Origin of the sequence: Oricola indica (assembly GCF_965227485.1) — a bacterium.
Lineage (GTDB): Bacteria > Pseudomonadota > Alphaproteobacteria > Rhizobiales > Rhizobiaceae > Oricola > Oricola indica.
In genome coordinates, this window is the sequence record NZ_OZ245747.1 from 3570491 (window position 1) to 3593970 (window position 23480).

Consider the following 23480-nt stretch of genomic DNA (forward strand, 5'->3'; position numbering starts at 1 on the left):
CGTTCCTTCTATCGGCTGCGCGCCATCGCCGCGAGGCGCGGCTCGGCCTTTTGCATGCGCAGCGGCGGCAGACCGCCGAGGATCTGCCTGATGTCATCCATCATCATGTCGCGGATGCGGGCATAGGAAGCTTCCAACCCTCCGGCGAGATGCGCGGAATAAAGGATGTCGGGCGCATCGCGCCACGGTGAACCGGCCGGTACCGGCTCTTGCGGAAATACGTCGATGGCCGCGCGGAAACGCCCTTCGCCGGCCATTTCGACAAATGCATCGAAGTCGACGACCTCGGCGCGAGAGCCGAGGATGACCGAGGCGTCATCGGGGATCAGATCGAGCTTGGCCCGATCGAGGAAGCCTTCGTTTTCGCTAGTGACGCCCGCCAGGATAAATAGGAAGCGGCTCCCGGCAAGGACATCCTCCAGCGTTGACGGAATGACACCCTGCGTTTCCAGATAACGGTCGGACAGCCACGGATCATGGACCGCGATGCGGCAGCCAAAAGGCCGCAGGAGCGGCGCGAGCGCGCGACCGAGATTGCCGTAGCCGATGAGACCGACCGGCGCGTCATAAAGGCTGTAGGCGCGACCGTTGCCGGCAATGCCGTATTTCTCCGCCGCGGCTCGAAACAGGACGTTTGCAGCGGAGAACCCGCGCGCCAGCGCAATGGCTTGACCGATGCAATACTCAGCGACAGCAGGGGCCATGGCCGGTGCGGCGGACAGCACGTGGATGCCGCGTTTCTGGCATTCGCCATAGTCGATATTCGGCTCCCAGTTCGCCTTGACGTTGAGTATCGCCTTCAGCTTCGGCGCACGGTCGAGGCGGTCCTTTCCCATCGCGGTCTGACCGACGATGATTTCGACACCGGCCAGCACGCTTTCGACGAGATCATCCGGCGCTCGCGCGCCGAAATGCGTGACGAGTGTGGATACACGGCCGAGTTCTTCCGCAACATCGGGCGTGAAGACCATCGCCTCGTTGCGCGGATAGGGATCGAACAGGATGACGGGCTTCGTGTGGATCATTTCATTCCGCTCGAGGCTATGCCCGTCGTGATGAAGCGTTGCAGGAAGGCGAAGACGAGCGTGACCGGGATCAGCGCGACCACAGTCATCGCCAGCACGTAGTGCCACTGCACGTCCAGTTCGCCCTGGAAGGCGTTGAGGCCGATTTGCAGCGTGTAGACCTCGGAGCGGTTGAGAACGATCAGCGGCCAGAGGAAGTCGTTCCAGCGCCACATCACGGAGAAGATCGCCAGCACCGCGATCGCCGGCAAGGACAGCGGCAGGACGATGCGCCAGTAGATCGACCATTCCGACGCCTTGTCCATTCGCGCGGCCTCAATCAGGTCGCGGGGGATGGTCAGCATGTACTGGCGCAACAGGAAGACGCCTGTTGGCGTCGCCGCCCCCGGCAGGATGACGGCCCACAGGCTGTTGACCATGCCCAGTTGCGTGACCACGAGATAGGCCGGCACGAGAATGATGGTAATCGGAATCATCAGCGTACCGATGACGAACAGCATCACGGCGCTACGGCCGCGAAACTCGTAGATCGCGAGACCGAAGGCGGCCATCGAGTTGATAAGAAGGGTCACCAGCGTCGCGGCGGTGGTCACGATCACCGAATTGTTGAGATAAGTCAGGAAGTTGAAGCGTTCGAGCGGCTTCGTGTAGTTTTCCCATGCGACGCGGAACTCACGGATCGGCTCGCGATTGGCGATCGGCACCTTGATGGTCTCGCCGGGATCGTCCGGATCGACCATCTGCGCGATGATGCCGATACGGCGCACCTGCGCGAGTTCGCGCACGGAGCCGTCCTCCATCGTCACCTCGAACATCGGCAGCGGATCGTCATAGCCCTCCACCTGGCGCTCGATCTGTCCGAGCGGCAGCAGGGTCGGCGGGAATTCCTGCAGGCCGGCCGGCGTCTTGAAGGACGACAATGCCAGCCAGACCACCGGCCCGAACATCAGCGCCACGCCGAGCGCGAGATAGATGTAGGAGAAGACATCCGTCCAGTGCATCGACGCGCCGCCACGACGCACCGTCAGGAACCGTGTGACCGAGCGGTCGTTCATTGCAGTCGTCCCGGCCATGTCAGCCCTCGTCCTTTCGCCGCGAGGCGGCGAGTTGCAGCAGGGTCAGCACGAAGAGCACCACGCCGAGCACGACCGAGGCGGCGGCGGCCAGACCGAAATTCTGGATCTGGTTGGCGAAGCCGGTCGTGTAGATGTACTGGACGACGAATTGCGTGGCAGTGCCCGGCCCGCCTCCGGTCAGCACAAAAACCTCGTCGAAGATCTGCACCGCCTTGATCAAGGCCAGCACGATGACGACCAGCATGTTCGGCCACAGCAACGGCAGCGTGATGCGGAAGAACACGCGCTCGCGCTTCGTTCCGTCCATCTCGGCGGCTTCGTAGAGATCGGGCGGAATCGCCTGCAAGCCGGCGAGCAGGATCAACGTGTAGAAGCCCATATGCGCCCACACGGAGACGAAGATCGCCCAGAACATCGCCCAGGCCGGCGAGATGAAAAACAGGATCGGGTCGAGGCCCATCGAGACAAGGAACGCGTTCAGCACGCCGTCGCGCAACAGGATCCACTTCCAGATCAGGGCGACGACGACCGGCGAAAGCAGCACCGGAAAGAAGAAGGCCGCGCGGAAGAAGCCGCGCCCACGAATCTCCCGGTTCAATATAAGCGCCGTGACGAGCGAGAAAAGCACCATCAGGCTGACCTGGAAGAAGACGAAGGTGAAGGTGTTGTAGACACCGCGCCAGAAACGGTCTTCGCGACAGGTCGACGGGTCGAGGTAATTGCCGCAATCGAACAGGAAGCCATATTGCTCCCCGCCGACATAGGGCCGATTTTCCATGAAGAGATTGGTGCCGCCGGTGACCGAATAGGCGAAATTGATGAACAGCGGAACGACGACGAAAAGGCCGAAAAAGGCCAGGTTCGGCAGGATGAAGAAATAAGGCATCGAGCCGATGCCGAGCAGGCGCTGCAGGGCGCGAAACGGTACGTCGAGAATGCCGAACAGTACGCGTACCGGCCACGCGGCAATCGCGTTAAGCCGGGACGTGCCGGTCTCCGCCTCGGGCTTTATCGTTTCGTCAAGCGCCATGGGTCCGCGTCACGCCGATGGGTTGGAGAGTAGCCGGGCGCGGAGGAACCGCGCCCGGGGATTTGTCAGTTGCCGCGAATGCACTCAGCCGCCGCGCTTCTTCTCGGCGATCTGCTGCTCGACATCCTGCGTCATGCGCTCGAAAGCCTGGTCGAGCGTCAGTTCGCCAACAATAGCTTCACCCAGACGCGAGATGAGCGCGCCGAACATGACGTAGTTGTAGGGATAACCCTGGGTTTCGAACGCGATCGGAGAGATCGACGGGACAGCGCCCGCGAAAGTGCTCAGAGCATGCTTGGCGCGTTCATCATCAGTGTCGAAGTCGATCCCCTTTTCCGCCAGTCCGAGATGTCCCGGAATGAACAGGGTGCGGCTGTAGAACTCGGCAAGATTCTCCTCCTGAGCGAGGTAATCCATCACCATCGCGACCTCTTCGGGATGCTCCGTGTCCTTGATCGCGACGAGTGCCGCGCCGCCAGGCATGCCGGTGCAAGCCGCCGGACCGCATGGCGCGGGGACCGCCCACCAGTCGAATGCGTCGCCGATCGTTTCGGCGAATTGCGGAATCTGCCAGGAGCCGGACATGTAGAGAACGACATTTGCGTTGGCGAAGTCCTCGTTGGCGCCCAGATATTGAGACCCTGAGACCGAGCCCCAGAGCTCCTTGGCCATCGTGCCGTCCTGGTGCCAGTCGTAGAGCTTCGTGGCCATCATTTTCAGACCATCATCGACCAGGGCAGGCTCGCCGTTCTCGTCGAACATCTTGGCGCCCATCGAGATCGCCGGTCCGGCAACGCGGTGGCCGGAGCGGTCCCAGGCCATCGGGATCGGAATATCGAGCTTGTCGGCGACTTCCTTCGACGCGGCCGCCCAGTCATCCCAGGTTGCGCCCTCGCCCGGCATTTCGACGCCGGCCTGCTCGAACAATGTCTTGTTGACGTAAGGTCCGGTCACCGTGAGCTGCGTCATGAAGCCGGAAATCGCGTCGCTGTCGGGCGCGAGCCACTTCAGGAACGGTCCGAAATTCGTGCGCCAGTAGTCGGCATCCGAGAGATATGGCGTCAGGTCCAGATAGTATTGCGACAGGCCGCCGAGATCGGTGACGCGGGCCATGTCCGGCCCCTCGCCCGCGGCGAGCTGAACGCCGATACCGTCGCGAACGGCGGCATAAGGCACGATATCCAGAACGACCTTGATATCCGGATTGGCTTCCTCGAAACGGTCGAGCAGGTCACGCATGACCTCGCCCTCGTTGCCGTCATTGTACCAGGTCATGCGCAGCTCGGTTTCGGCAAGCGCGTTGCCAGCCATCAGGCCGAGCGCCGCAACACCGAGAAGGAGCGTCTTGTTCAGTCGATGTGTCATTGCATTTTCCTCCCTTTGTAACTTGTATACTAGTACACTAACAAATGCCGAGCAAGGCTCGACATGCGTTCATTCATGATTTTTTCCGTTCACCTCCCCGGTTTCGAAAACGGAGTCGACATGGGCACGGATAACCGCTGCAGCGCCTTCCGGATCGCCGGCGCGTATCCGTTCCAGAAGGGCGACATGATCGCGATAGGCCTGCATCGACCGGCCCTTGATCGACGACATCAGCTTCAGCCGCCGGCGGTCGACATGCGCCTTGACCGATTGTACGAGATGCCACGAATTCGGCACACCGGCCATCCGGGCAAGCGCCTCGTGGAACTGCTCGTCATGGCGGAAGAAGGCCATGTAGTCGTCGCGTTCCCCGGCCCGCCGCTGCGCCTCGAGAATCGGCGCGAGTTCGTCTTCGTCGAGGCCGGTCTCGGCCAGCTTGCGCGCGACCGCCTCCTCGATCGCGCATCGGATGAACACCGACTCCCGCAAACGCGCCTCGTTATGTGGCGCCACGACGGATCCCACCTGCGGACGCACGATGATCAGTCCCTCGCCGGACAATTGCTGGAGCGCGGCACGCAGAGGCGTCCGCGAAATATCGCAGAAACGCGCGATTTCGCTCTCGCTCAGCGCCGCGCCCGGCGGAAGGCGATTGTCAACGATGCGGGCACGCAGGGCGTCGTAAATCTGAGGCGCGATGGAGCGCGACCGATCGATCTCGATATCGTCGAGCGCTGGTCCCGGATCGAACCGTTCGGCTTCAGCGCTCAGGCGGGGCATGAATGGCTTGCCACGCGCCCGGGCGGCGCCGGGAATGCGCAAAAAGAGAAACTCGGCAATTGCTCCTCCGAAAGTGCCGAAGTACTAGTATACCAGCTTATCGCGGAATCCCTCGAATGCAAGCATCAACGTTAAAACCGGTCATCGACGTGTCGCAGTTGTGGATGCTTCTCGGCATTCCCCACGGACCGGAACGCTGCCGCGGTGGAACCGTCACCGACAGCACGGCGCAAGACGGCCATATCGAAGAGGAAATCCGCCTGGAAACGGCACGCGGCCCTGTTCCGGGAACGATGTTCCGTCCTTCGCGACCCGGCCCCCACCCTGCGATTCTCTATTGCCACGCGCATGGCAATCGGCACGACATCGGCCGGCGCGAATTGCGGGAAGGCCGCACTGCCCTGCCCGGCGGAGCCTATGGCCCGTTGCTCGCCGACAAAGGGTATGCCGTTCTCTGCATCGACATGCCCGGGTTCGGCGATCGGCAGACAGAGGGGAGCGAGAGCGCGCTGGCAAAGGCCGCGGATTGGACAGGACAGACACTGTTCGGCCTGATGCTCGCGGACCTGTCCGCAGCTCTGGACTATCTCGCCGAACGGCCGGACATCGATGCCCGGCGGATCGCCACATTCGGCATTTCCATGGGCGCCACGCATGCTTACTGGCTTGCAGCGCTCGACGCCCGTATCGAGCGGACGGCGCATCTTTGCGCCTTCTCCAATATCGCAGGGCTCATCGAGGCCGGTACGCACGACCTGCACGGCTCCTACATGACCGTGCCCGGGTTACTCACCCGGTGCGACATGGGCGAAATCGCCGCGATGATTGCACCGACACCGCAGTTCATCGGCGCGGGCGGGACGGACCCGCTGACGCCGCCCGCAGGCTTGCGGCCCGCGATCAAAACCGTGCGCGAAGCCTATGAAAGGGTCGGCGCAAGCGATCGGTTGACCATTCTCGTGTCACCCGAAACCGGGCATGTCGAAACGCCGGAAATGCGCAAAGCCATCCTCGATTTTTTCACGTAATCGGCGATCGTCTCCGAGATCACTCCGGACGGATATCCTTGTAATCCTTCGTGAAGGGCCGGCCGCGAACGGCGACCCAGACGTAGTTGATCGCGTAGCGAAGTCCGACCGTCACAAGCCCCTCGCCCTTCATGCGGCGCGCGGAAGAATAGATCGGCAGGCGGAATGTCCATTTGACCCGCCCTTCCCGGCTCACCCGGCGAGCCACGTCGGTGTCCTCGCCATAGAATTCAATCGTCGTGTCGTAGCCGCCGATCTTGTCCAGGACATCGCGCCGGACGATAAAATTGCCGCCCTGTATCATCGCACCGGCATGCAGAACGTGATGCATGACGAGGTAAACGAGATACCCGACAGCATAGAATGACCGCACCATCAGGCGGCCGATGCGGGACATGTCGTAATAGATCAGGGGACCGGACAATGCGGCGAGATCGGGATCGCGTTCGAACTCGCGCAGCACGGTCTTTATCCACCCCTCGGGCAGACGCGTGTCGGAATCGATGTTGGCGATCAATTCGCCTCTTGCCGCGACATAGCCCGCCTGACGCGCCCGGACGATACCTTTCCTGGGCTCGTCGACAACCTTGACCCCCGGCACGGCCAAGGCACGTTCGCGCGTGTCATCGGTGGAAGCATTGTTGACGACGATGACTTCGGCCTCGCATTCAACCGCCGCGAGTTCGCGCATAACGCTTTCGAGGCACGGGCCGATGAAGTCCTGTTCGTTGAAGGCAGGAATCACAAAGGAGAGTTTCATGCAGGCCGCCGGCTCCGCTGGAACGCCGGTGTCCGCTCGCCGGGCACCTGCTTGCGTGCCATAGCCGACTCGACCCGCAGATGAAATCCCTGGAATCCCGATGCGACGCTGGGGCGCGCGCCGCACCCCGCCGATTGTCATCCGGCGTAGACCCGCAACCGGGAATATGTCGCGGCAATCCCCGCGAACAGGGGGTGACACTGCGTGTCGGTGTGCGTTTACTTGATGCCGACTTCGGGGGCGGAGAAAACCCCCGTCAGATTTCCGGTGGCCAGGCTTGAAACGAATACTGATACTTGAAGACGTCGCGGAGACACGGCGATGGCTTTCTCAGATCGCCTGCGCGGCATTTCCCGACGCAAGCGTCGTCGAAGCGGACAATCTGCGCGCCGGACTAGCCGCGGCGAATGACGCGCCGGATCTGGCGCTCATCGACCTGCGCCTGCCTGACGGTTCCGGGCTCGAATTGTTGCGGCTCCTGCGGTCTCGGAGCCCTCAAACCGTCTGCGTGATCACGACGGTCATGGGTGATGACGCCAATGTCGTCGCCGCACTCTCGCAGGGCGCGGAAGGCTACCTGCTCAAGGACCAGGACGAAGCGGTGCTGATCCACCAGCTTGGCCAGATCAGCCACGGCATACCCGCCCTGTCGCCGGTCATAGCCCGCCGGATCATGAACCACTTCCGCGATACCGGCCCGGTGATCGACGAGGTCCAGCTTACCCGCCGGGAGACCGACGTGCTGGCGCTCATCGCGCGCGGCTTGCGCAACGCGGAGGTGGCGGCCGAACTCGATATCGCCGAGAACACAGTCGCCGGCTATATCAAGGAAATCTATCGCAAGCTCGGCATTTCATCGCGGGCCGAAGCGTCCTGGCACGCGACGCGGCTCGGCTTGCGCGCGCAGGCAAAAGACGGTGACGGGTGACGGATGCCGGCGCTATCTTAGGCTTATGTGGACACGTCGGGCATCGCAATCGGGAGCGCGACCCGGACAGTTGTGCCCGAGGGGCCAGTGTCCAGCCCATACTCGCCCAGCAAAGTACGTACCCGCGTTTCCATGCCGGATAGCCCGACGCCTGTCGTCGCCAAAGCCCGGTCGAAGCCTTTGCCGTCGTCGGTGACCTCGATTTGCGCCGTGCCGTTGCAAAAGGAGATCGTGACTGTCGCACATGACGCGCCGGCGTGGCGGATGATGTTGCTCACCGACTCGCGGACAATCGAGCGGATCGACTGAACCGTGGAGTTCGGCAGTTCCGCGAACTCGCCCTCCTCCAGCCGCCAGTCCAGACTCAACCCTGCCGCCGAGAGACGATCCGCGGTCTCGCGACGAAGTTCGGCGAGCATATCCTCGGCCGTTCTCGGTGCGCCGGCCGACGAGTTGATGATGTCGCGCAGATCGGAGATCGCCTCGCGGATCATCGCATCCTTGCGTTTCGGCTCGCTCCCATGCAGCGCACTCAGGAGCTTCGCGCCGATATTGTCATGGGCGTCACGGGCGATGCGCGCGCGTTCCTCGGCCGCGCCCTTTTCCTGGGCGAGCCGGCTTTCATAGGCATGAGCAAGCATCTGCAGAAGTTCGTCCGCGAGTTCCGTGTCGCGCCCGGAGAACAGGCGCCGTCCACCTCGTGCGTAACCGACCCTCACGGGCGCGACCACACCATACCCGGGCACGCGCAGGAAAAGGCCGTTCTCGGCAATCACCGGCTCCGCGCATTCCCCGGTCGGTTCGACGGAAAGCGGGTCGAACGCCTGACGCAGGAGCCCTGTCCAGCGGTCGTTTCGGATATCGCGATCCGGTGTCAGCGCGATATCGACCACCTTCTCGAAGAAACGGGTTCGGTTCGGTTCCGGTGGCGTGAGCTGACGGGTAAGCGCATCGCGAAGCGGCAGGTAAAGCAAGGCAATCATCGCGAGCGCCAGTCCGAATGCAGGCAGGTAGTCGAGCGCGATGGTCGTGACGAGAAACAGGTCGAATGCCACGAAGGCCAGCGCTCCTGCTACATAGGACAGGATGCGGAACGTCCATCGATCGAGATCGAAAAGCCGGTATTGGAGTATGGATAGCGCCAATCCCGCATAGACGATCAGCGCCAGGGTGTAGGCAAAAGCCTCCGGCGCGAAGCTCGGTTTTCCGGTCAGGATCGGCATGGAATAGAAGATCACAAAGATACCGGTCGCAACCGCCAGCGACAGAGCGAACCAGCGCAGCCCGGCGCGAATCCGGGGATCGTCGCCAGCGCGCCAATATTGAACGCCGGCCGTGACAAACGAGGCGACGGCGAGCGCGCTGACGGGCAGGTATCGCCCTATATCGGGACCGGAAAACAGGTGCAGAATATCCAGCAGCCACCATGCCGCGGTCCCACATGCGATCACGATCGGAACAACAGCCGGAACGATCTTTCGGGGATAGACGAGGAACAGGATGCACAATGCGGCGACATAGGCCATGGAACCGAACGGATTGACCGTATTCAGAAGCCGGAAGAGCGGTTCCGGCAGCGCCAGTTCACGGGTCAGGTAGATCGCCGACGGATATGTCGAAATCACGAGCGCCACGCTGCTGATGCCGAGCATGCGAGCACCCGCCAGGTAAGGCCGAAGCGCCCAGACCGCGATACCGATCACCAAGCCTGCAAAGCCGACCGAGATCTGCAGCCAGTAATCCGCCGACAGCATCGAAAGCGGGCGCCTTTGCGCCGGAACGATGGCCGTTCGCGTGCCATCGCGGAGCGTCATGAGGACACGGCCAGAACGCATAATGTCGGCGATCCGGCCCTGGCGTTCGAAGAAGCGGTCCAACGCTTCGTAGCTGGCCACGCCGTCCGGCTCCTCGGCAATGTCGCCGGCTTCGAGCATCATGATGCCGCCGCCCGGCTCGCTTGCCTTGAGGGCGATCGTCCCGCCTTCGGCGCCGGTGATCCGAACGATTATTGCGCCGCGAGACAGATGAGTCGCAGGCCCCCCCGGCGACACGTCGGCAACTTCCAGGCCCGGGCCGGATTGCGGAGCCTTCAGGGTCAGACCGAGCCAGGGCTGATCGACGGCGACAAAGGTCGCAATCGCCGCCAGAACCAGCGCCGCCGCGGCCGCCACCGTGACGATTAGCGCCGGCGCCAGCCGCGGACCAGTCCCGGCATCGTCAATCGTCATTCATCGCATCCTTGCGCACGAAATCCTCGCGTACCGATCGTCTCACCAATCTTTCTTCTCATATTGCCATGCGCGCAATTGCGAAATGCCCCGAACGGGGCGGCACATCCATATGTGCGGCGCCCGGCTTCCAGGGCGGGGAAGAAAACCTTGTTCACAATACCGACTTGCAACTATTGATGCGTGACCGACAATCCTGGGAGGGGAAGAATGGAAACGGCGGAAGTGGCGATCGTCGGCGGCGGTCCGGTAGGTCTCGGACTAGCCATCGATCTCGGCCAGCGCGGCATCAACGTCGTCCTCTTCGAGAAATACGAAACCATTCAGCCGATCCCCAAGGGCCAGAATCTCACACAGCGCACCGGCGAACACTTTCAGGCATGGGGGATATTCGAACGGATCAAGAGCACGATCAAACTGCCACCGAAACACGGCAGCGGCGGCGCAACCGCCTATGGCTCCCTTCTCGGAGATTATCACTATGACTGGCTCGTGCGAAGCGACGTACAGCAGTATTATGCGGCCTCGAACTTGCGGATCCCGCAATATGATCAGGAGGCGGTGCTGCGCGAGCGCGCAGCGGAGCTCGACACTGTAACAGTTCATTTCAATCACAGGGTCGAGCGGGTCGAGCAGACGCAAGATGGCGTTCATCTTGATGTCACCGACGACTTCGGCGCAACGCGGCGGGTCAGCGCCCTCTACGTCGTCGGCTGCGACGGCGCCCGCTCGATGGTACGCGAAAGCGCCGGTTTGACCCAATCCGTGAGGTCGAACTACCGCAGAATGGTGCTCGCAGTGTTCCGTTCCGACGACCTTCTTTCGATCCTCGAACGCTTTCCCGGCAAGTCCTATTTCAACGCGCTCAGCCCCGACAAGGAAGGCTACTGGCAGTTCTTCGGCAGCGTCGATCTCGGTCGGTGGTTCTTTCACACGCCGGTGCCGGAGGATTCGACGGAGGAAACGCTCGACCTCTCCTACCACCTCGCGCAAGCGGTCGGCCGTGAAATCGAGTTCGAGACGGAGTATCTCGGATTCTGGGATCTCCGTATCGCCATAGCCGACCACTACCGCAATGGCCGGATATTCATCGCCGGAGACGCCGCGCACAGCCATCCGCCCTATGGCGGCTATGGCGTGAATAATGGCTACGAAGACATTCGCAATCTCGCCTGGAAGCTGGAAGCGTCGCTACGCGGATGGGGCAGCGATGCACTTCTGGACAGCTACTCCCGGGAACGTCAGCCGGTCTTCGATTCCACCGCCGACGACTTCATCGCGCAGATGATCGAGAGCGACCGCGCGTTCGTCGCCGAATACAGTCCCGAAAAGGACAAGGTCGCTTTCGAGAAAGCGTGGGCCGAGCGCGCGGAACTTACGAAGCGTGACGTCGAACAATACTGCCCGAATTATGCCGGCTCTCCCATCGTGACCGGCGGCTCCGGAAAGACGAGCGCAGTCGGCCAACATAGCCATACCGCGCGGCCGGGATATCTCTTGTCGCCGAAGGGCGATGTCACAGAGCGCCTCGGCTCGCATTTCAATCTCGTGACCGTCGGCAGTCACCCGGACGCGGTTGCCGCCTTCCGCTCGCGCGCCGACGCGCTCGGTATTCCGCTCGACGTAGTCGAAATGCCGGCGAACGAGGAAACCCGTGAATGGGAAGCGGATCTGATCCTTTTGCGACCGGACCGCTATATCGCCGCTTGCGGAACGGGACCGGCGGACGCTGACGCGTTGGCGACCGCAATCGCCCGGAAGTAGCCCTTCCCCTCGCCGGCTGCTACATGACCCAACCCTTGTAGATCAGACGCAGCGCAATCAGCGACACCAGGATACGGAACAGTTTCCGGAACAGCTCTTCGGAAACGTGGTGCGTCACCCGCTTGCCGGCCCACGTTCCCGCGAAACCCGCGATTGTCGCGAGCACAATATGCGGAACGTAGTCGAAATAGCTGAAGCCGAGACTGACATAGCCGGCGACCTTCATCACATCCAGAGAGATCAGGCATGCCGCCAGCGTGCCGGTGATCTGGAGTTTCACGAGATTCGTGCGCAGCATGACCGGCTGCAGCACGCCGCCGACGCCGAAAAGCGCGCCGAGATAGCTGTGCGCGATACCGACGAAGAAGAATGGGTGTTTTATGCGCAGCTTCAGATTTCCCGTCGGCATCCAGATGAGCACCAAGAGGAGGCAACCGAGCAGCATCGAGATCGTGGCTTCCGGCAGAATGGCGAAGGTTCGCGTGCCCAGATAGACGCCAAACAGGCAGCCGAAGACGAACACACCGACGATTCGCCACTGGATATGGTGCCAGAAATATCCGATGCGCGCGGCAAGAGACCCGGCCGCGAAAGCGGACTGGAGCGGCACAGCCGCCGATACGGGCAACACCCAGACGCTGACCAGAAGCATGATGTAGACGCCGCCGGTCGCGAAGGCCCCATTCACGAAAGAGGCGACGAAACTGCCCAGCGTTATGGCCAGGAGCACGTAATCGATCATCGGAAACGGTCCTCGGGATCCGAACGACTGGTAATCGTCCGATTGGAAAGGCCCTTGGTCTACTCAAGGAACAGCTTCGCGGACAAGCCCCTGTGCGGACACAACCACACGTGCCCATATCAGCGCTTTGCATCAAGGCGTGTCCGCGCTACCTGTCACGCCTGTACGTTGCTTTCGGAGGGGACGCATGTCGGCGAATAAAGCTCATCATTACATCAATGGGGAATGGTTGGCGGATGCGCCGAACGGATTCTGCGACAGCATCAATCCGGCGACCGGAGACGTGATCGGATCAGTGCCGAACGGATCGGTTTCGCTTGCCGAACAGGCCGTGACCGCGGCGCGTGACGCCTTCGAAACGTCGGAATGGGCCAGCAATCCAAGGCTGCGAGCACAGGTGCTGCTCGATTTCGCAGACAGGCTGGAGGCGGACAAGGACAGGATCGCCACCTTGATGGCGACAGAAAACGGCAAGGTGCTCACCCAGGCCAAGCACGAGGTCGCAGCGGGTTTCGGCGAAGCCCGCTATTATGCCGGCGTTGCGCGCAATGTCTTCGGACGCACCTATGAGAGCGGTCCCGGCAAGATGTCGCTGATGACGCGCGAACCGTCCGGTGTTGTCTCGGTGATCGTGCCCTGGAATGCGCCGGTGACGCTTCTGGTGCGCTCCATCGCGCCGGCACTCGCCGCGGGGTGCACCGTTGTTATCAAGCCGGCGCCGCAGACCCCTTTCACAAATGCCGCCGTGATGGAGTGTTTCGCCGCGCTCGACGCCCTGCCCAAGGGCGTCGTCAATTCGGTCAACGAATACGGAACCGAGGTCGGCACCGTACTTTCGACGCATCCCGAGATCGACGTCATCTCGTTCACGGGCTCGTCGCGAACCGGCAAGATCATCATGGCCAATGCCGCAGACACCGTGAAGCACGTTTCGCTGGAACTCGGCGGCAAGGCCCCGGCGATCGTCTTCGACGATGCAGATCTCGACACAGCCGTTGCCGAGATCAAGCGCGGTTCACTGGCGCTGAACGGGCAGATGTGCACCTGCGTCAGCAGGATCCTGGTGCAGGACAGTGTGTACGACACCATGAAGGACCGCATGGTAGCGGCCTATGAGAAGGTAAGAACCGGCGACCCGATGACCGATGGTGTCGAACTCGGACCGCTGATCGACCGACCGAACCAGGAGCGCATCCTCGGCATCATCGAACGCGCGGGCGTCGAGGCGAACATGGTGGTCCGCGGCGAAGCGCCGAAGGGCGACCTCGCACAGGGATGCTATGTCACGCCGACGATGTTCGAGATCGACGACATTTCGAGCGACCTCGTGCAGGATGAATTGTTCGGCCCAATCGTGTCTTTCGAACGGTTTTCCGACGAGGCGGATGCGCTCCACAAAGCGAATGCAACCCGCTACGGGCTCGCGGCATCCGTCTACACAAACCAATTGAAACGCGCGATGCGGATGAGCCGCAAACTGAAATTCGGCACCGTCTGGCTGAACAGTCACAACCGGCTGCTCGCCGAAGTGGAGACCGGCGGTTACCGCGAAAGCGGCGTCGGACGGCTGCACGGGATCGAGGCGATGAACGACTTCCTCGAAACCAAGCATGTCTATTACGAGGCAGAGAACTGATGCCACTGATCCAGTACCTGTCGCGAATCCCGTTCGATTTCGGCGCAATCTCCTGCCTGGGCGAAGAGATCGGTCGTCTCGGTCTGAAGCGGTCCTTGCTGGTGACGGACAAGGGTGTCGCAAACGCCGGAATTCTTGAAAAGGCGCTGGCGGCGGCCGCACCGTTCACGCCTGTGGTCTATGACGGCACAAGTGAAAATCCCACCGAGGCGTCGTTGCTGGAATGCCTCGATATCTGGGCCGACATGGGTTGCGACGGCGTCATCGCGCTGGGTGGAGGATCGGCGATCGATCTGGCGAAAGCCATCGCGCTGATAAGCAGCCATGGCGGCAAGCTGGCGGATTACGACGTCAAGACGGGCGGATCGGGGGCGATCGGCAAGGTCTCGCCGCAAATCGCCATTCCCACGGCGGCAGGCACCGGAGCGGAGGTCGGGCGCGCCTGCGTGATGAGCCTGCTGGACGGGCGCAAGATGGCGGTCGTGAATCTCAACATGGTCGCCGATACCGTGATCTGCGATCCCGAACTCACGCTCAGCCTGCCGCCTCGCCTGACCGCCGCGACGGGGATCGACGCACTCAGCCACGGCATCGAGACGACGATGAGCACGATGGTCAATCCGCCGGCTGCCGCGATCGCGCTGGATTGTATCGCCCGGGCCGCGAAATGGCTGCCGGTGGCTGTCGAGGACGGATCGAACCGTGAGGCCCGCTGGGAAATGATGATGGCGGCGCTGGAAGGCGGAATGTGCCTGCAAAAATCGCTCGGCGGCGCGCATGCCATGGCGACACCGCTTGGTGAATTGCACCTGCATCACGGCACACTGATCGGCGTCTTGCTTCCGCATATTCTTCGCTTCAACAAGGACCATGCAGCCGGAGAGATCGCGCGCATCCGAACCGCGACGGGAATGCCGCCAGAGATCGAGGCGCATGACTGGATGCGCGACTTCATTTCCTCGATCGGCCTGCCTGCGACGCTGAGCGAACTCGGCGTGGACCCTGCCCTGCTGCCGGGCATTGCCGAGAAAGCCGCGGGCGACCACCTCTCGGCGACAAATCCGCGACCGGCCGGGGCCGAGGATTACCTTCAGCTTCTCAGGGACGCGATGTAGCGGCACGTGCTCGGCGACACGCCGTCAGCGTCCGGACAGCGCATCGATCAATGCGCGCTGCGCAGGCGTCAGCGCCCGTTCGGAATGTCGGATCAGGGCGAATTCGCGTTCCGGCAGATCGACGGGAACGGCGCGCAGCCGCCCGGCCTCGATCGATGCAGCGGCCACCTGTTCGGATATGATCGTCACGCCCGCGCCGGCCTCCACGGCCTCGCGCACCGCCTCGTTGCTCGGCAGGACGAGCACGATGCGCAAGGCGTCGAAACGCACGCCCATCCGCTCGCACAGTTCCTCCAGCACATGACGCGTTCCCGACCCCTCCTCGCGAATCACCCAGGGCAGGCTCGTCATGTCCATTCGTCCGCCCGGTGCGATCTGCGCGGATGAGCTTGATGAAACGACAAGCATCGGTCGGTCAGTGTCGATGACCTGGCGGATCAGTACACCATGGCCAGTCGGCCCCTCGACAAGGCCGATATCCACGCGACCGGCCATCACCGCATTCTCGATGCCCTGCGTGTTCCCGATGGTGATGTCGAGGCGAATGCCGGGATAGGCCTCGTGATAGGTGGCGAGCCGCCTCGGAAGCCAGTGATTGGCGATGGTCTGGCTGGCGCCGACGGAAACAGTTCCCCGTGCAATGCCCGAAGCCTGTTCGAGTACGGCACCGGCGATCTTGGCGCGTTCCAGGACTTTCCGCGCTTCCGGCAGGAAACGCCGACCTGCTTCCGTCAGTTCAATTCCGCGACCAACCCGATTGAAAAGCCGCACGCCCGATTGGCGCTCCAGCGATGAAATCGCGGCGGATGTCGCCGATTGCGTCATCCCGATCGCCCGTGCCGCGCGCGTCACATGGGATCGTTCCGCGACCGCCACAAAGACCCTGAGTTGATCGAGTGTCATCCGTTCTCTCGCAATCAATCACTTTCTTCGATTGAACCTACCAAAATTATTCGCTTGTTCAATGAAATAGAAGCCGCCATCCTGATTCAGGAAAGGTTCTCAACGTGTCGAAAAAGAAGGGGAAATCGGGTTTGTTCGTGCGCCTTGGACTTTGGTTCGGCAGAGCATGGTCGTCCCTCACGATGAGAAACCGGTATCGACCGGAGCTACATTACATGCGCGGCCGCCCCGCAGATCGAACGGACAAGAACGGGCAGCATCGTCCATGAGTCTGGACGAACCATCCGGGCAGCAACCGACCCCGTCTACAGCCCGTGTCGATCCCTCGCCGAAAGTTGCCGACGAGATCGCGAAAACCACCTGCTACATGTGCGCCTGCCGGTGCGGCATCGATGTTTTCCTGCGCAAGGACGCCGATGGCACCAAGAAGGTGAGCTACATTCAGGGAAATCGCGATCACCCGAAGAATCGCGGCGTGCTTTGCGCCAAGGGCTCGGCGGGGATCATGCAGCATTACTCCCCCGCACGGCTGCGGAAGCCTCTGCTGCGGACCGGCCCGCGCGGATCGGGCGAGTTCAAGGAGATTTCCTGGGACGAAGCGCTGTCGATCGCGACCAAATGGATGGGCGAGGTTCGAAGCAGGGATCCGAAGCGACTGGCCTTCTTCACCGGCCGTGACCAGTCGCAATCGCTCACCTCCTGGTGGGCGCAGCAGTTCGGCACGCCAAATTACGCGGCCCATGGCGGCTTCTGTTCGGTGAACATGGCAGCGGCCGGCATCTACACGATGGGCGGCGCGTTCTGGGAATTCGGCACGCCGGACTGGGAACGCACGAAGATGTTCATGATCTTCGGCGTCGCCGAGGACCATGACTCCAATCCGATCAAGCTCGGCCTCAGCCGACTGAAGGAGCGCGGCGTCAAGATCGTCGGTGTCAACCCGGTTCGCACGGGGTATAATGCTGTGGCGGACGAATGGGTCGGCATCACGCCAGGAACGGATGGGCTTTTCGTTATTGCCTTGATCCACGAGCTGCTGCGCACCGGATCGGTCGATATCGCCTATCTCGCCCGCTACACCAATGCAGGATGGCTGGTCATCGATGCGCCCGGAACGGCGGAAAACGGCCTGTTCGCGCGAGACGAGGAAGGGCGCACGCTCATCTTCGACCGCAAGAGCCGGACTATTCGACCGAGCGACGACGTCGATGCGGTCCCGGAATTCGACACCGAGGTCGAACTGCCCGACGGCCGCAAGGCGCGGCCGGTGTTCCGCATCATGGCGGAGACCTATCTCGACCCGGCCAACGCGCCCGATAGAGTAGCCGAGCGGTGCGGCATCGACGCTGGGACGATCCGCCGGTTGGCCGCCGAACTGGCCCGCACCGCCTTCGAGGAGGAGATCGTCGTCGAGCAGCCATGGACCGACTGGCTCGGGCGCCGTCACGAGACGTTGATCGGGCGGCCGGTCAGTTTCCATGCCATGCGGGGGATATCGGCCCATTCCAACGGCTTCCAGACCTGCCGCGCGATCCATCTGTTGCAGATATTGCTCGGCTCCGTCGAATGCCCGGGGGGATTCCGGTTCAAACCGCCCTACCCCAAGCCAGTCGACGCGCACCCCAAGCCGCATGCGGGCTGCAAACCGGACTCGCCGCTGGACGGGCCGCATCTGGGCTACGTGCTCGGTCCGGAAGACCTGCTGATCGACAAGGAAAACCAAGCGCTGCGCATCGACAAGGCCTATTCCTGGGAAGCGCCGCTGGCCGCCCACGGCCTGATGCACATGGTGATCTCCAACGCGGTCGAAGCCGATCCCTATCCGGTCGATGTCCTGCTCCTCTACATGGCGAACATGGCGTGGAATTCGTCCATGAATACCGGCGGCGTCATGGAGATGCTGACGCGCACGGACGAAAATGGCGAGTATGTGATCCCGAAGATCATCTATTCGGACGCCTATTCCTCGGAGACCGTCGCCTTTGCGGACCTCGTCCTGCCGGATACGACCTATCTGGAACGCCACGACTGCATCAGCCTGCTCGACCGGCCGATTTCCGAACCGGACAGCCTTGGCGACGCGATCCGCTGGCCGGTGATCGAACCGGACCGGGACGTGCGCGGATTTCAAAGCGCGCTGATCGACCTCGGTGCGCGGCTGGGCCTCCCGGGCTTCGTTACCGAGGACGGGACGGCGACATATCAGGATTATGCCGACTATATCGCCAATCACGAGCGCCGTCCCGGTGTCGGGCCGCTCGCGGGATGGCGCGGAAACGGCGACAGCCACGGGCGCGGCCTAGCCAACCCGGAACAGGTCGATCGCTATCGGGAAAACGGCGGTTTCTTCGAGACGCATATTCCGGAGGAAGCGCAGTTCTTCAAACCTTGGAACGCCGCCTACCAGGACTGGGCCGTTGAAATGGGCCTGTATGACAAGCCCGCGCCATATCTCTTCCAGCTCTACAGCGAACCGTTGCAGAAATTCCGGCTGGCGGCGGAGGGTTTTGGCGACAGGCAGCCGCCGGAGCATGCGCGCGAACGGATCGCGACCTGCTTCACGCCGCTGCCGCAGTGGTACGCGCCGCTGGAAGAAGCAGCGCTCGATACCGATGAATTTCCATTGCACGCGATCACGCAACGCCCGGCCGCGATGTATCACAGTTGGGGTTCGCAGAACGCCTGGCTGCGCCAGATTCATGGCGAAAACCCGCTCTACGTGCCCGAAAGCGTGGCCGATGCCGCCGGCCTTGCGGACGGCGACTGGGCCTGGGTGATTTCGCATCACGGGCGTATCTGCGTGCCGATACGGCGCATGGCTGCGGTCAACGGCAAGACGCTCTGGACATGGAACGCGATCGGCAAGCGCAAGGGCGCGTGGGCCTTGCAACCGGACGCACCGGAGGCGAAGCGCGGATTCCTGCTCAATCATCTGATCCATGAGTTGCTGCCGCCGAAGGGCGACGGTCTGCGCTGGTCGAATTCCGACCCGATCACCGGGCAGGCCGCGTGGTTCGACCTTCGCGTGCGCATCGAGAAAGCGGATACTCCGCCCGATGTCAGCCAACCCGATACGGGTACACAGAAATCGCCGGTCGGCACGGGGCCGGACGCCCTCGCCTACGGAAAGGCATGGACATGACCAGCCTTCCCCAACCCGGCGCAAAGAAACTCGGCCTCGTCATCGATCTCGATATCTGCGTTGGCTGCCACGCCTGTGCGGTCGCCTGCAAGGAATGGAACACGAGCGCCTATGGCGCGCCGCTTTCGGACCAGGATCCCTATGGCGGGCAACCCGAAGGCACGTGGCTCAACCGCATCCATTCCTACGAGGTGAAACCCGAGGGGCAGCCCGCGCAGCTGGTGCATTTTCCGCGGAGTTGCCTGCATTGCGAGGATGCGCCCTGCGTCACCGTCTGCCCGACCGGCGCGAGCTACAAGCGCGGCGAGGACGGCATCGTGCTCGTCGACGAAAGCATGTGCATGGGCTGCGGATTGTGCGCCTGGGCCTGCCCCTATGGCGCGCGCGAAATGGACATGGCCGAAGGGGTGATGAAGAAATGCACCCTGTGTGTCGATCGTATCTACAACGAGAATCTTCCCGAAGAAGACCGGGAGCCGGCCTGTGTTCGGACATGCCCGGCCAAGGCGCGTCATTTCGGCGATCTCGGCGACCCGGATAGCGCGGTCTCCAGAATGGTGGCCGAACGGGACGGATACGACCTGATGCCGGAACAGGCGACGAAACCGGTGAACAAATATCTTCCGCCCCGCCCGAAGACCGGCTGCGGCAACGGCGCGGCGCCCGACAATCTGGCGCAACTGGCCACGGCGGAGCCGTCCGGCCTGCTCGGCTGGGTCGATAAAGCCCTGGCAATGCTGGAGTAGACCGCATGCATCCCGCCGTCTCGCTTCTGCTTTTCACCACCCTTTCCGGCGCCGGGTTTGGCCTGATCGCCTGGACGGGCCTCGGTTTCGGGCCGACAGGCACGTGGTTCGCATGGCTGGACGCCTTCGTGGCGGGACTTCTCGTCACAGTCGGACTGTCCGCATCGGCGATGCACCTGAGACGTCCGGACCGGGCCTGGCGCGCCTTTTCGCAATGGCGGTCTTCGTGGCTGTCGCGCGAAGCCGTGCTCGCCGCCGCGACATCGGCCGTCTTCGGGGTATACGCACTGATCTGGATATTCACCGGTGCGCGTTTGCTTCCTCTCGGCATAGTCGCCACGCTGCTTTCCGCGATCACGGTGTACGCGACGTCGATGATCTACACGCAATTGCGCACGGTACCGCGCTGGGCGACGCCCCTGACGCCGGCTGTCTTCCTGGCCTTCGCGGCGGCCGGTGGCGCGCTGGTGCTTTCGGTACTCGAGGGGGGACGCAGTTCCCCGATCGCTGCCATCGCCCTGTTCGCGCTGGTCCTCGCCTGGATCATCAAGGCGGCATGGTGGCAACGCGCAATGAAAACGACCCGCGCGAGTGCCGGCGCATCGCCGGAGCAAGCCACCGGGCTCGGCAATATCGGTACCGTGAGCCGGTTCGAACTGCCGCATACAGGCTCGAACTATCTGCTTCGCGAAATGGTCTTCCAGGTCGCACGCAGACGCGCCCGCGCGGTCAGGCGGCTCGCTTTTCTTTTCGGTGCGGCGTTGCCGGCGGTGCTTCTGCTCATCTTCCTCACTTTCGCCCCGAGCCCGGCCCTGCCGGTTCTTGCCCTCGTCTCGCATTTCGCGGGCCTGCTTTGCGAGCGCTGGTTGTTTTTCGCGGAAGCGGAGCATGCCGTCGGCGCCTATTACGGCGCGCGCTGACGATCGCGCTCTGTGCACGGCGTTCCGGATTCTACCAGAATTCGCTTCGCCAGCCGCGCTTGAAGCCGGAAAAGCGCCCAATTCCCGCAAAGTAGTTGCAGACATCGAATATCCGCGATTGAAACCGCGTCCGACTTCTCATAAAAATGGAATTGAATTTCAAAATAGGAGGAATACCACCGAATGCGGAGAACGGTGCCAAAATAGTCGCGATCAAAGATCGCTGCTTGATATGGCGCGATCCTGCCATCCGGTAAGCCACGCGAAACGGGAGCGGCCAATTCCTGCACGGCGCGTCATGCCGAGATCGGTGAGACCGCCTGGCGACGGAGCCGCCGCCCAGAGCTACACATCTCAAAGACGGGGAATACGAAACAATGAAAATGACCACGGAAGAAGCATTCGTAAAAACACTCCAGAAGGCCGGGATCCGGCATGCGTTCGGGATCATCGGATCGGCCATGATGCCGATTTCCGATCTTTTCCCGAAAGCCGGCATCACCTTCTGGGACTGCGCGCATGAAGGCAGCGCCGGCATGATGGCCGACGGCTACACGCGCGCAACCGGCAAGATGTCGATGATGATCGCCCAGAACGGACCCGGCATCACCAACTTCGTGACAGCGGTGAAGACCGCCTACTGGAACCACACCCCGCTGCTGCTGGTCACGCCCCAGGCCTCCAACAAGACGATAGGCCAGGGCGGATTCCAGGAAGTCGAACAGATGAAGCTGTTCGAGGACATGGTGGCCTACCAGGAAGAGGTGCGCGACCCAACCCGCGTAGCCGAAGTGCTGGCTAGGGTCATTTCCAAGGCAAAGGCACTCTCAGCGCCGGCGCAATTGAACATTCCGCGCGATTTCTGGACCCAGATCGTGGATATCGACATCCCCGCCCCGCTCGAGTTCGAACGCAGCTCCGGCGGGGAGAACTCGGTCGAGCAGGCGGCGGCGCTGCTGTCGAAGGCAAAGACCCCCGTCATCCTGAACGGCGCAGGCGTTGTGTTGTCGAAAGGCGGCATCGATGCTTCGAAGGCGCTCGCCGAACGCCTCGATGCGCCGGTCTGTGTCGGCTATCAGCACAATGACGCTTTCCCCGGCTCGCATCCGCTTTTTGCCGGACCGCTTGGCTACAACGGCTCCAAGGCCGCGATGGAACTGATCAAGGAGGCCGACGTCGTGCTCTGCCTCGGCACCCGGCTCAATCCGTTCTCGACGCTGCCCGGATACGGGCTCGAATACTGGCCAGCGGACGCCGAGATCATCCAGGTGGATATCAATCCAGACCGCATCGGCCTGACCAAGAAGGTCAGCGTCGGGATTGTCGGCGACGCGGCGAAGGTCGCGAATGGCATCCTCGCAAGGCTGGCGGACAATGCGGGCGACGCGGGCCGCGACGAGCGCAAGGCGCATATCGCGATGACCAAGAGCCGCTGGGCGCAGCAGCTCTCCAGCATGAACCACGAGGATGACGATCCCGGCACGACCTGGAACGAACGCGCCCGCGCCGACAAGCCGGAATGGATGAGCCCGCGCATGGCCTGGCGCGCTATCCAGACAGCATTGCCCAAGGATGCCATCATATCCTCCGACATCGGCAACAACTGCGCCATCGGCAACGCCTACCCGAGCTTCGAAACGGGCCGGAAATACCTCGCTCCGGGCCTGTTCGGCCCATGCGGCTACGGCCTGCCGGCCATCGTCGGCGCGAAGATCGGCTGTCCGGACGTACCGGTGGTCGGCTTCTCGGGCGACGGGGCCTTCGGCATCGCGGTCAATGAGCTGACCGCAATCGGCCGCGGCGAATGGCCGGCGATCACGCAGGTCGTTTTCCGCAATTACCAGTGGGGTGCGGAAAAACGGAACTCGACGCTTTGGTTCGATGACAATTTCGTCGGCACCGAGCTCGACGAGGACGTCAGCTATGCAGGGATTGCCAATGCATGCGGCCTCAAGGGCGTCGTCGCGCAGACGATGGACGAACTGACCGCGGCGCTGGCGACGGCAATCGAGGACCAGATGAACAATGGCGTGACCACGCTGATCGAAGCGATGATCAACCAGGAGCTGGGTGAACCGTTCCGCCGCGACGCGATGAAGAAGCCCGTCGTCGTGGCCGGCATCGACCCGGCGGACATGGCCGATCAGACAGCCTGATCCGGCTCCGACCTTCTGCAGAACGGCGTCCGGCGGGAGTTCCGCCGGACGCTTGACGTTTCGCCTGTATTTCCGCTCTTCCCGTTCCGCCGACAGATTGCTCCCTTGCTCCCGAAAGGCTAGACACGCCCGGCTT

Annotated in this window: 18 protein-coding genes; 9 read left to right on the top strand and 9 right to left on the bottom strand. The window is 62.5% G+C overall.

Annotated elements, in window-relative coordinates; translation table 11 throughout:
• Positions 1-8: 8 nt before the first annotated feature.
• The 5 genes from ACQK2M_RS17935 to ACQK2M_RS17955 all read right to left on the bottom strand — a co-directional run bounded on the left by ACQK2M_RS17935 (position 9) and on the right by ACQK2M_RS17955 (position 5276).
• On the bottom strand, positions 9-1025 hold the full coding sequence (locus ACQK2M_RS17935; protein WP_425418908.1) for an NAD(P)-dependent oxidoreductase: 1017 nt from the start codon (positions 1023-1025) through the stop codon (positions 9-11).
• A complete protein-coding gene (locus ACQK2M_RS17940; RefSeq protein WP_425420081.1) occupies positions 1022-2080 on the bottom strand; it encodes a carbohydrate ABC transporter permease in 1059 nt (352 codons plus the stop codon). The genes ACQK2M_RS17935 and ACQK2M_RS17940 overlap by 4 nt, the downstream gene beginning before the upstream one ends.
• A gap of 19 nt (positions 2081-2099) precedes the next feature.
• A complete protein-coding gene (locus tag ACQK2M_RS17945; protein WP_425418909.1) occupies positions 2100-3131 on the bottom strand; it encodes a carbohydrate ABC transporter permease in 1032 nt (343 codons plus the stop codon).
• A gap of 84 nt (positions 3132-3215) precedes the next feature.
• Positions 3216-4496, bottom strand: coding sequence for an ABC transporter substrate-binding protein (locus ACQK2M_RS17950; protein WP_425418910.1), 1281 nt, complete (start codon positions 4494-4496; stop codon positions 3216-3218).
• 69 nt (positions 4497-4565) lie between these two features.
• Positions 4566-5276: a GntR family transcriptional regulator gene (locus ACQK2M_RS17955; protein ID WP_223477011.1), complete on the bottom strand. Its 711-nt coding sequence runs from the start codon at positions 5274-5276 to the stop codon at positions 4566-4568.
• A 116-nt stretch (positions 5277-5392) separates the two neighbouring features.
• Here ACQK2M_RS17955 and ACQK2M_RS17960 point away from each other — a divergent pair, with 116 nt between their 5' ends.
• Positions 5393-6304, top strand: coding sequence for an alpha/beta hydrolase family protein (locus ACQK2M_RS17960; protein ID WP_425418911.1), 912 nt, complete (start codon positions 5393-5395; stop codon positions 6302-6304).
• A gap of 19 nt (positions 6305-6323) precedes the next feature.
• Here the strand turns inward: ACQK2M_RS17960 and ACQK2M_RS17965 are convergent, their stop codons facing one another.
• Positions 6324-7064 (bottom strand): glycosyltransferase family 2 protein, encoded by a 741-nt coding sequence (locus ACQK2M_RS17965; protein WP_425418912.1) that lies wholly within the window; start codon positions 7062-7064, stop codon positions 6324-6326.
• A gap of 277 nt (positions 7065-7341) precedes the next feature.
• Here ACQK2M_RS17965 and ACQK2M_RS17970 point away from each other — a divergent pair, with 277 nt between their 5' ends.
• A complete protein-coding gene (locus ACQK2M_RS17970; protein WP_425418913.1) occupies positions 7342-7992 on the top strand; it encodes a response regulator in 651 nt (216 codons plus the stop codon).
• Positions 7993-8015: 23 nt separating this feature from the next.
• Here ACQK2M_RS17970 and ACQK2M_RS17975 read toward each other — a convergent pair whose 3' ends face one another.
• The gene (locus ACQK2M_RS17975) at positions 8016-10220 is read right to left on the bottom strand and encodes an ATP-binding protein (protein ID WP_425418914.1); all 2205 of its coding nucleotides are present in this window, start codon (positions 10218-10220) and stop codon (positions 8016-8018) included.
• Between the two features lie 210 nt (positions 10221-10430).
• Between ACQK2M_RS17975 and ACQK2M_RS17980 the strand changes: the two genes are divergently transcribed.
• Positions 10431-11984 (top strand): FAD-dependent monooxygenase, encoded by a 1554-nt coding sequence (locus ACQK2M_RS17980; RefSeq protein ID WP_425418915.1) that lies wholly within the window; start codon positions 10431-10433, stop codon positions 11982-11984.
• A 19-nt stretch (positions 11985-12003) separates the two neighbouring features.
• Here ACQK2M_RS17980 and ACQK2M_RS17985 read toward each other — a convergent pair whose 3' ends face one another.
• Positions 12004-12726 (bottom strand): sulfite exporter TauE/SafE family protein, encoded by a 723-nt coding sequence (locus ACQK2M_RS17985; protein ID WP_425418916.1) that lies wholly within the window; start codon positions 12724-12726, stop codon positions 12004-12006.
• A 187-nt stretch (positions 12727-12913) separates the two neighbouring features.
• Here ACQK2M_RS17985 and ACQK2M_RS17990 point away from each other — a divergent pair, with 187 nt between their 5' ends.
• Together ACQK2M_RS17990 and ACQK2M_RS17995 are read left to right on the top strand one after the other, a co-directional pair.
• Positions 12914-14362: an aldehyde dehydrogenase family protein gene (locus tag ACQK2M_RS17990; protein ID WP_425418917.1), complete on the top strand. Its 1449-nt coding sequence runs from the start codon at positions 12914-12916 to the stop codon at positions 14360-14362.
• The gene (locus ACQK2M_RS17995; protein ID WP_425418918.1) at positions 14362-15477 is read left to right on the top strand and encodes an iron-containing alcohol dehydrogenase; all 1116 of its coding nucleotides are present in this window, start codon (positions 14362-14364) and stop codon (positions 15475-15477) included. Before ACQK2M_RS17990 ends, ACQK2M_RS17995 begins: the two co-directional genes overlap by 1 nt.
• Positions 15478-15501: 24 nt before the next feature.
• Here ACQK2M_RS17995 and ACQK2M_RS18000 read toward each other — a convergent pair whose 3' ends face one another.
• Positions 15502-16380, bottom strand: coding sequence for a LysR substrate-binding domain-containing protein (locus ACQK2M_RS18000; RefSeq protein ID WP_425418919.1), 879 nt, complete (start codon positions 16378-16380; stop codon positions 15502-15504).
• Positions 16381-16645: 265 nt separating this feature from the next.
• Between ACQK2M_RS18000 and ACQK2M_RS18005 the strand changes: the two genes are divergently transcribed.
• The 4 genes from ACQK2M_RS18005 (at position 16646) to xsc (ending at position 23344) form a co-directional block, all read left to right on the top strand.
• Positions 16646-19522, top strand: a complete 2877-nt coding sequence (locus ACQK2M_RS18005; RefSeq protein WP_425418920.1) for a molybdopterin oxidoreductase family protein — start codon at positions 16646-16648, stop codon at positions 19520-19522.
• The gene (locus tag ACQK2M_RS18010; protein WP_425418921.1) at positions 19519-20268 is read left to right on the top strand and encodes a 4Fe-4S dicluster domain-containing protein; all 750 of its coding nucleotides are present in this window, start codon (positions 19519-19521) and stop codon (positions 20266-20268) included. The genes ACQK2M_RS18005 and ACQK2M_RS18010 overlap by 4 nt, the downstream gene beginning before the upstream one ends.
• A 5-nt stretch (positions 20269-20273) precedes the next feature.
• On the top strand, positions 20274-21188 hold the full coding sequence (locus tag ACQK2M_RS18015) for a dimethyl sulfoxide reductase anchor subunit family protein (protein ID WP_425418922.1): 915 nt from the start codon (positions 20274-20276) through the stop codon (positions 21186-21188).
• 377 nt (positions 21189-21565) lie between these two features.
• Positions 21566-23344: a sulfoacetaldehyde acetyltransferase gene (gene xsc, locus ACQK2M_RS18020; RefSeq protein WP_425418923.1), complete on the top strand. Its 1779-nt coding sequence runs from the start codon at positions 21566-21568 to the stop codon at positions 23342-23344.
• The last annotated feature ends 136 nt before the right edge of the window (positions 23345-23480 follow it).

Bases quoted from the DNA above. Each gene is read 5' to 3' on its own strand.
- ACQK2M_RS17975 (WP_425418914.1), bottom strand. From the start codon at position 10,220: ATGACGATTGACGATGCCGGGACTGGTCCGCGGCTGGCGCCGGCGCTA.
- ACQK2M_RS17955 (WP_223477011.1), bottom strand. From the start codon at position 5,276: ATGCCCCGCCTGAGCGCTGAAGCCGAACGGTTCGATCCGGGACCAGCG.
- ACQK2M_RS17985 (WP_425418916.1), bottom strand. From the start codon at position 12,726: ATGATCGATTACGTGCTCCTGGCCATAACGCTGGGCAGTTTCGTCGCC.
- ACQK2M_RS17945 (WP_425418909.1), bottom strand. From the start codon at position 3,131: ATGGCGCTTGACGAAACGATAAAGCCCGAGGCGGAGACCGGCACGTCC.
- xsc (WP_425418923.1), top strand. From the start codon at position 21,566: ATGAAAATGACCACGGAAGAAGCATTCGTAAAAACACTCCAGAAGGCC.
- ACQK2M_RS17980 (WP_425418915.1), top strand. From the start codon at position 10,431: ATGGAAACGGCGGAAGTGGCGATCGTCGGCGGCGGTCCGGTAGGTCTC.
- ACQK2M_RS18015 (WP_425418922.1), top strand. From the start codon at position 20,274: ATGCATCCCGCCGTCTCGCTTCTGCTTTTCACCACCCTTTCCGGCGCC.
- ACQK2M_RS17965 (WP_425418912.1), bottom strand. From the start codon at position 7,064: ATGAAACTCTCCTTTGTGATTCCTGCCTTCAACGAACAGGACTTCATC.
- ACQK2M_RS17960 (WP_425418911.1), top strand. From the start codon at position 5,393: ATGCAAGCATCAACGTTAAAACCGGTCATCGACGTGTCGCAGTTGTGG.
- ACQK2M_RS17940 (WP_425420081.1), bottom strand. From the start codon at position 2,080: ATGAACGACCGCTCGGTCACACGGTTCCTGACGGTGCGTCGTGGCGGC.
- ACQK2M_RS18010 (WP_425418921.1), top strand. From the start codon at position 19,519: ATGACCAGCCTTCCCCAACCCGGCGCAAAGAAACTCGGCCTCGTCATC.
- ACQK2M_RS18005 (WP_425418920.1), top strand. From the start codon at position 16,646: ATGAGTCTGGACGAACCATCCGGGCAGCAACCGACCCCGTCTACAGCC.
- ACQK2M_RS17950 (WP_425418910.1), bottom strand. From the start codon at position 4,496: ATGACACATCGACTGAACAAGACGCTCCTTCTCGGTGTTGCGGCGCTC.
- ACQK2M_RS17990 (WP_425418917.1), top strand. From the start codon at position 12,914: ATGTCGGCGAATAAAGCTCATCATTACATCAATGGGGAATGGTTGGCG.
- ACQK2M_RS18000 (WP_425418919.1), bottom strand. From the start codon at position 16,380: ATGACACTCGATCAACTCAGGGTCTTTGTGGCGGTCGCGGAACGATCC.
- ACQK2M_RS17935 (WP_425418908.1), bottom strand. From the start codon at position 1,025: ATGATCCACACGAAGCCCGTCATCCTGTTCGATCCCTATCCGCGCAAC.
- ACQK2M_RS17995 (WP_425418918.1), top strand. From the start codon at position 14,362: ATGCCACTGATCCAGTACCTGTCGCGAATCCCGTTCGATTTCGGCGCA.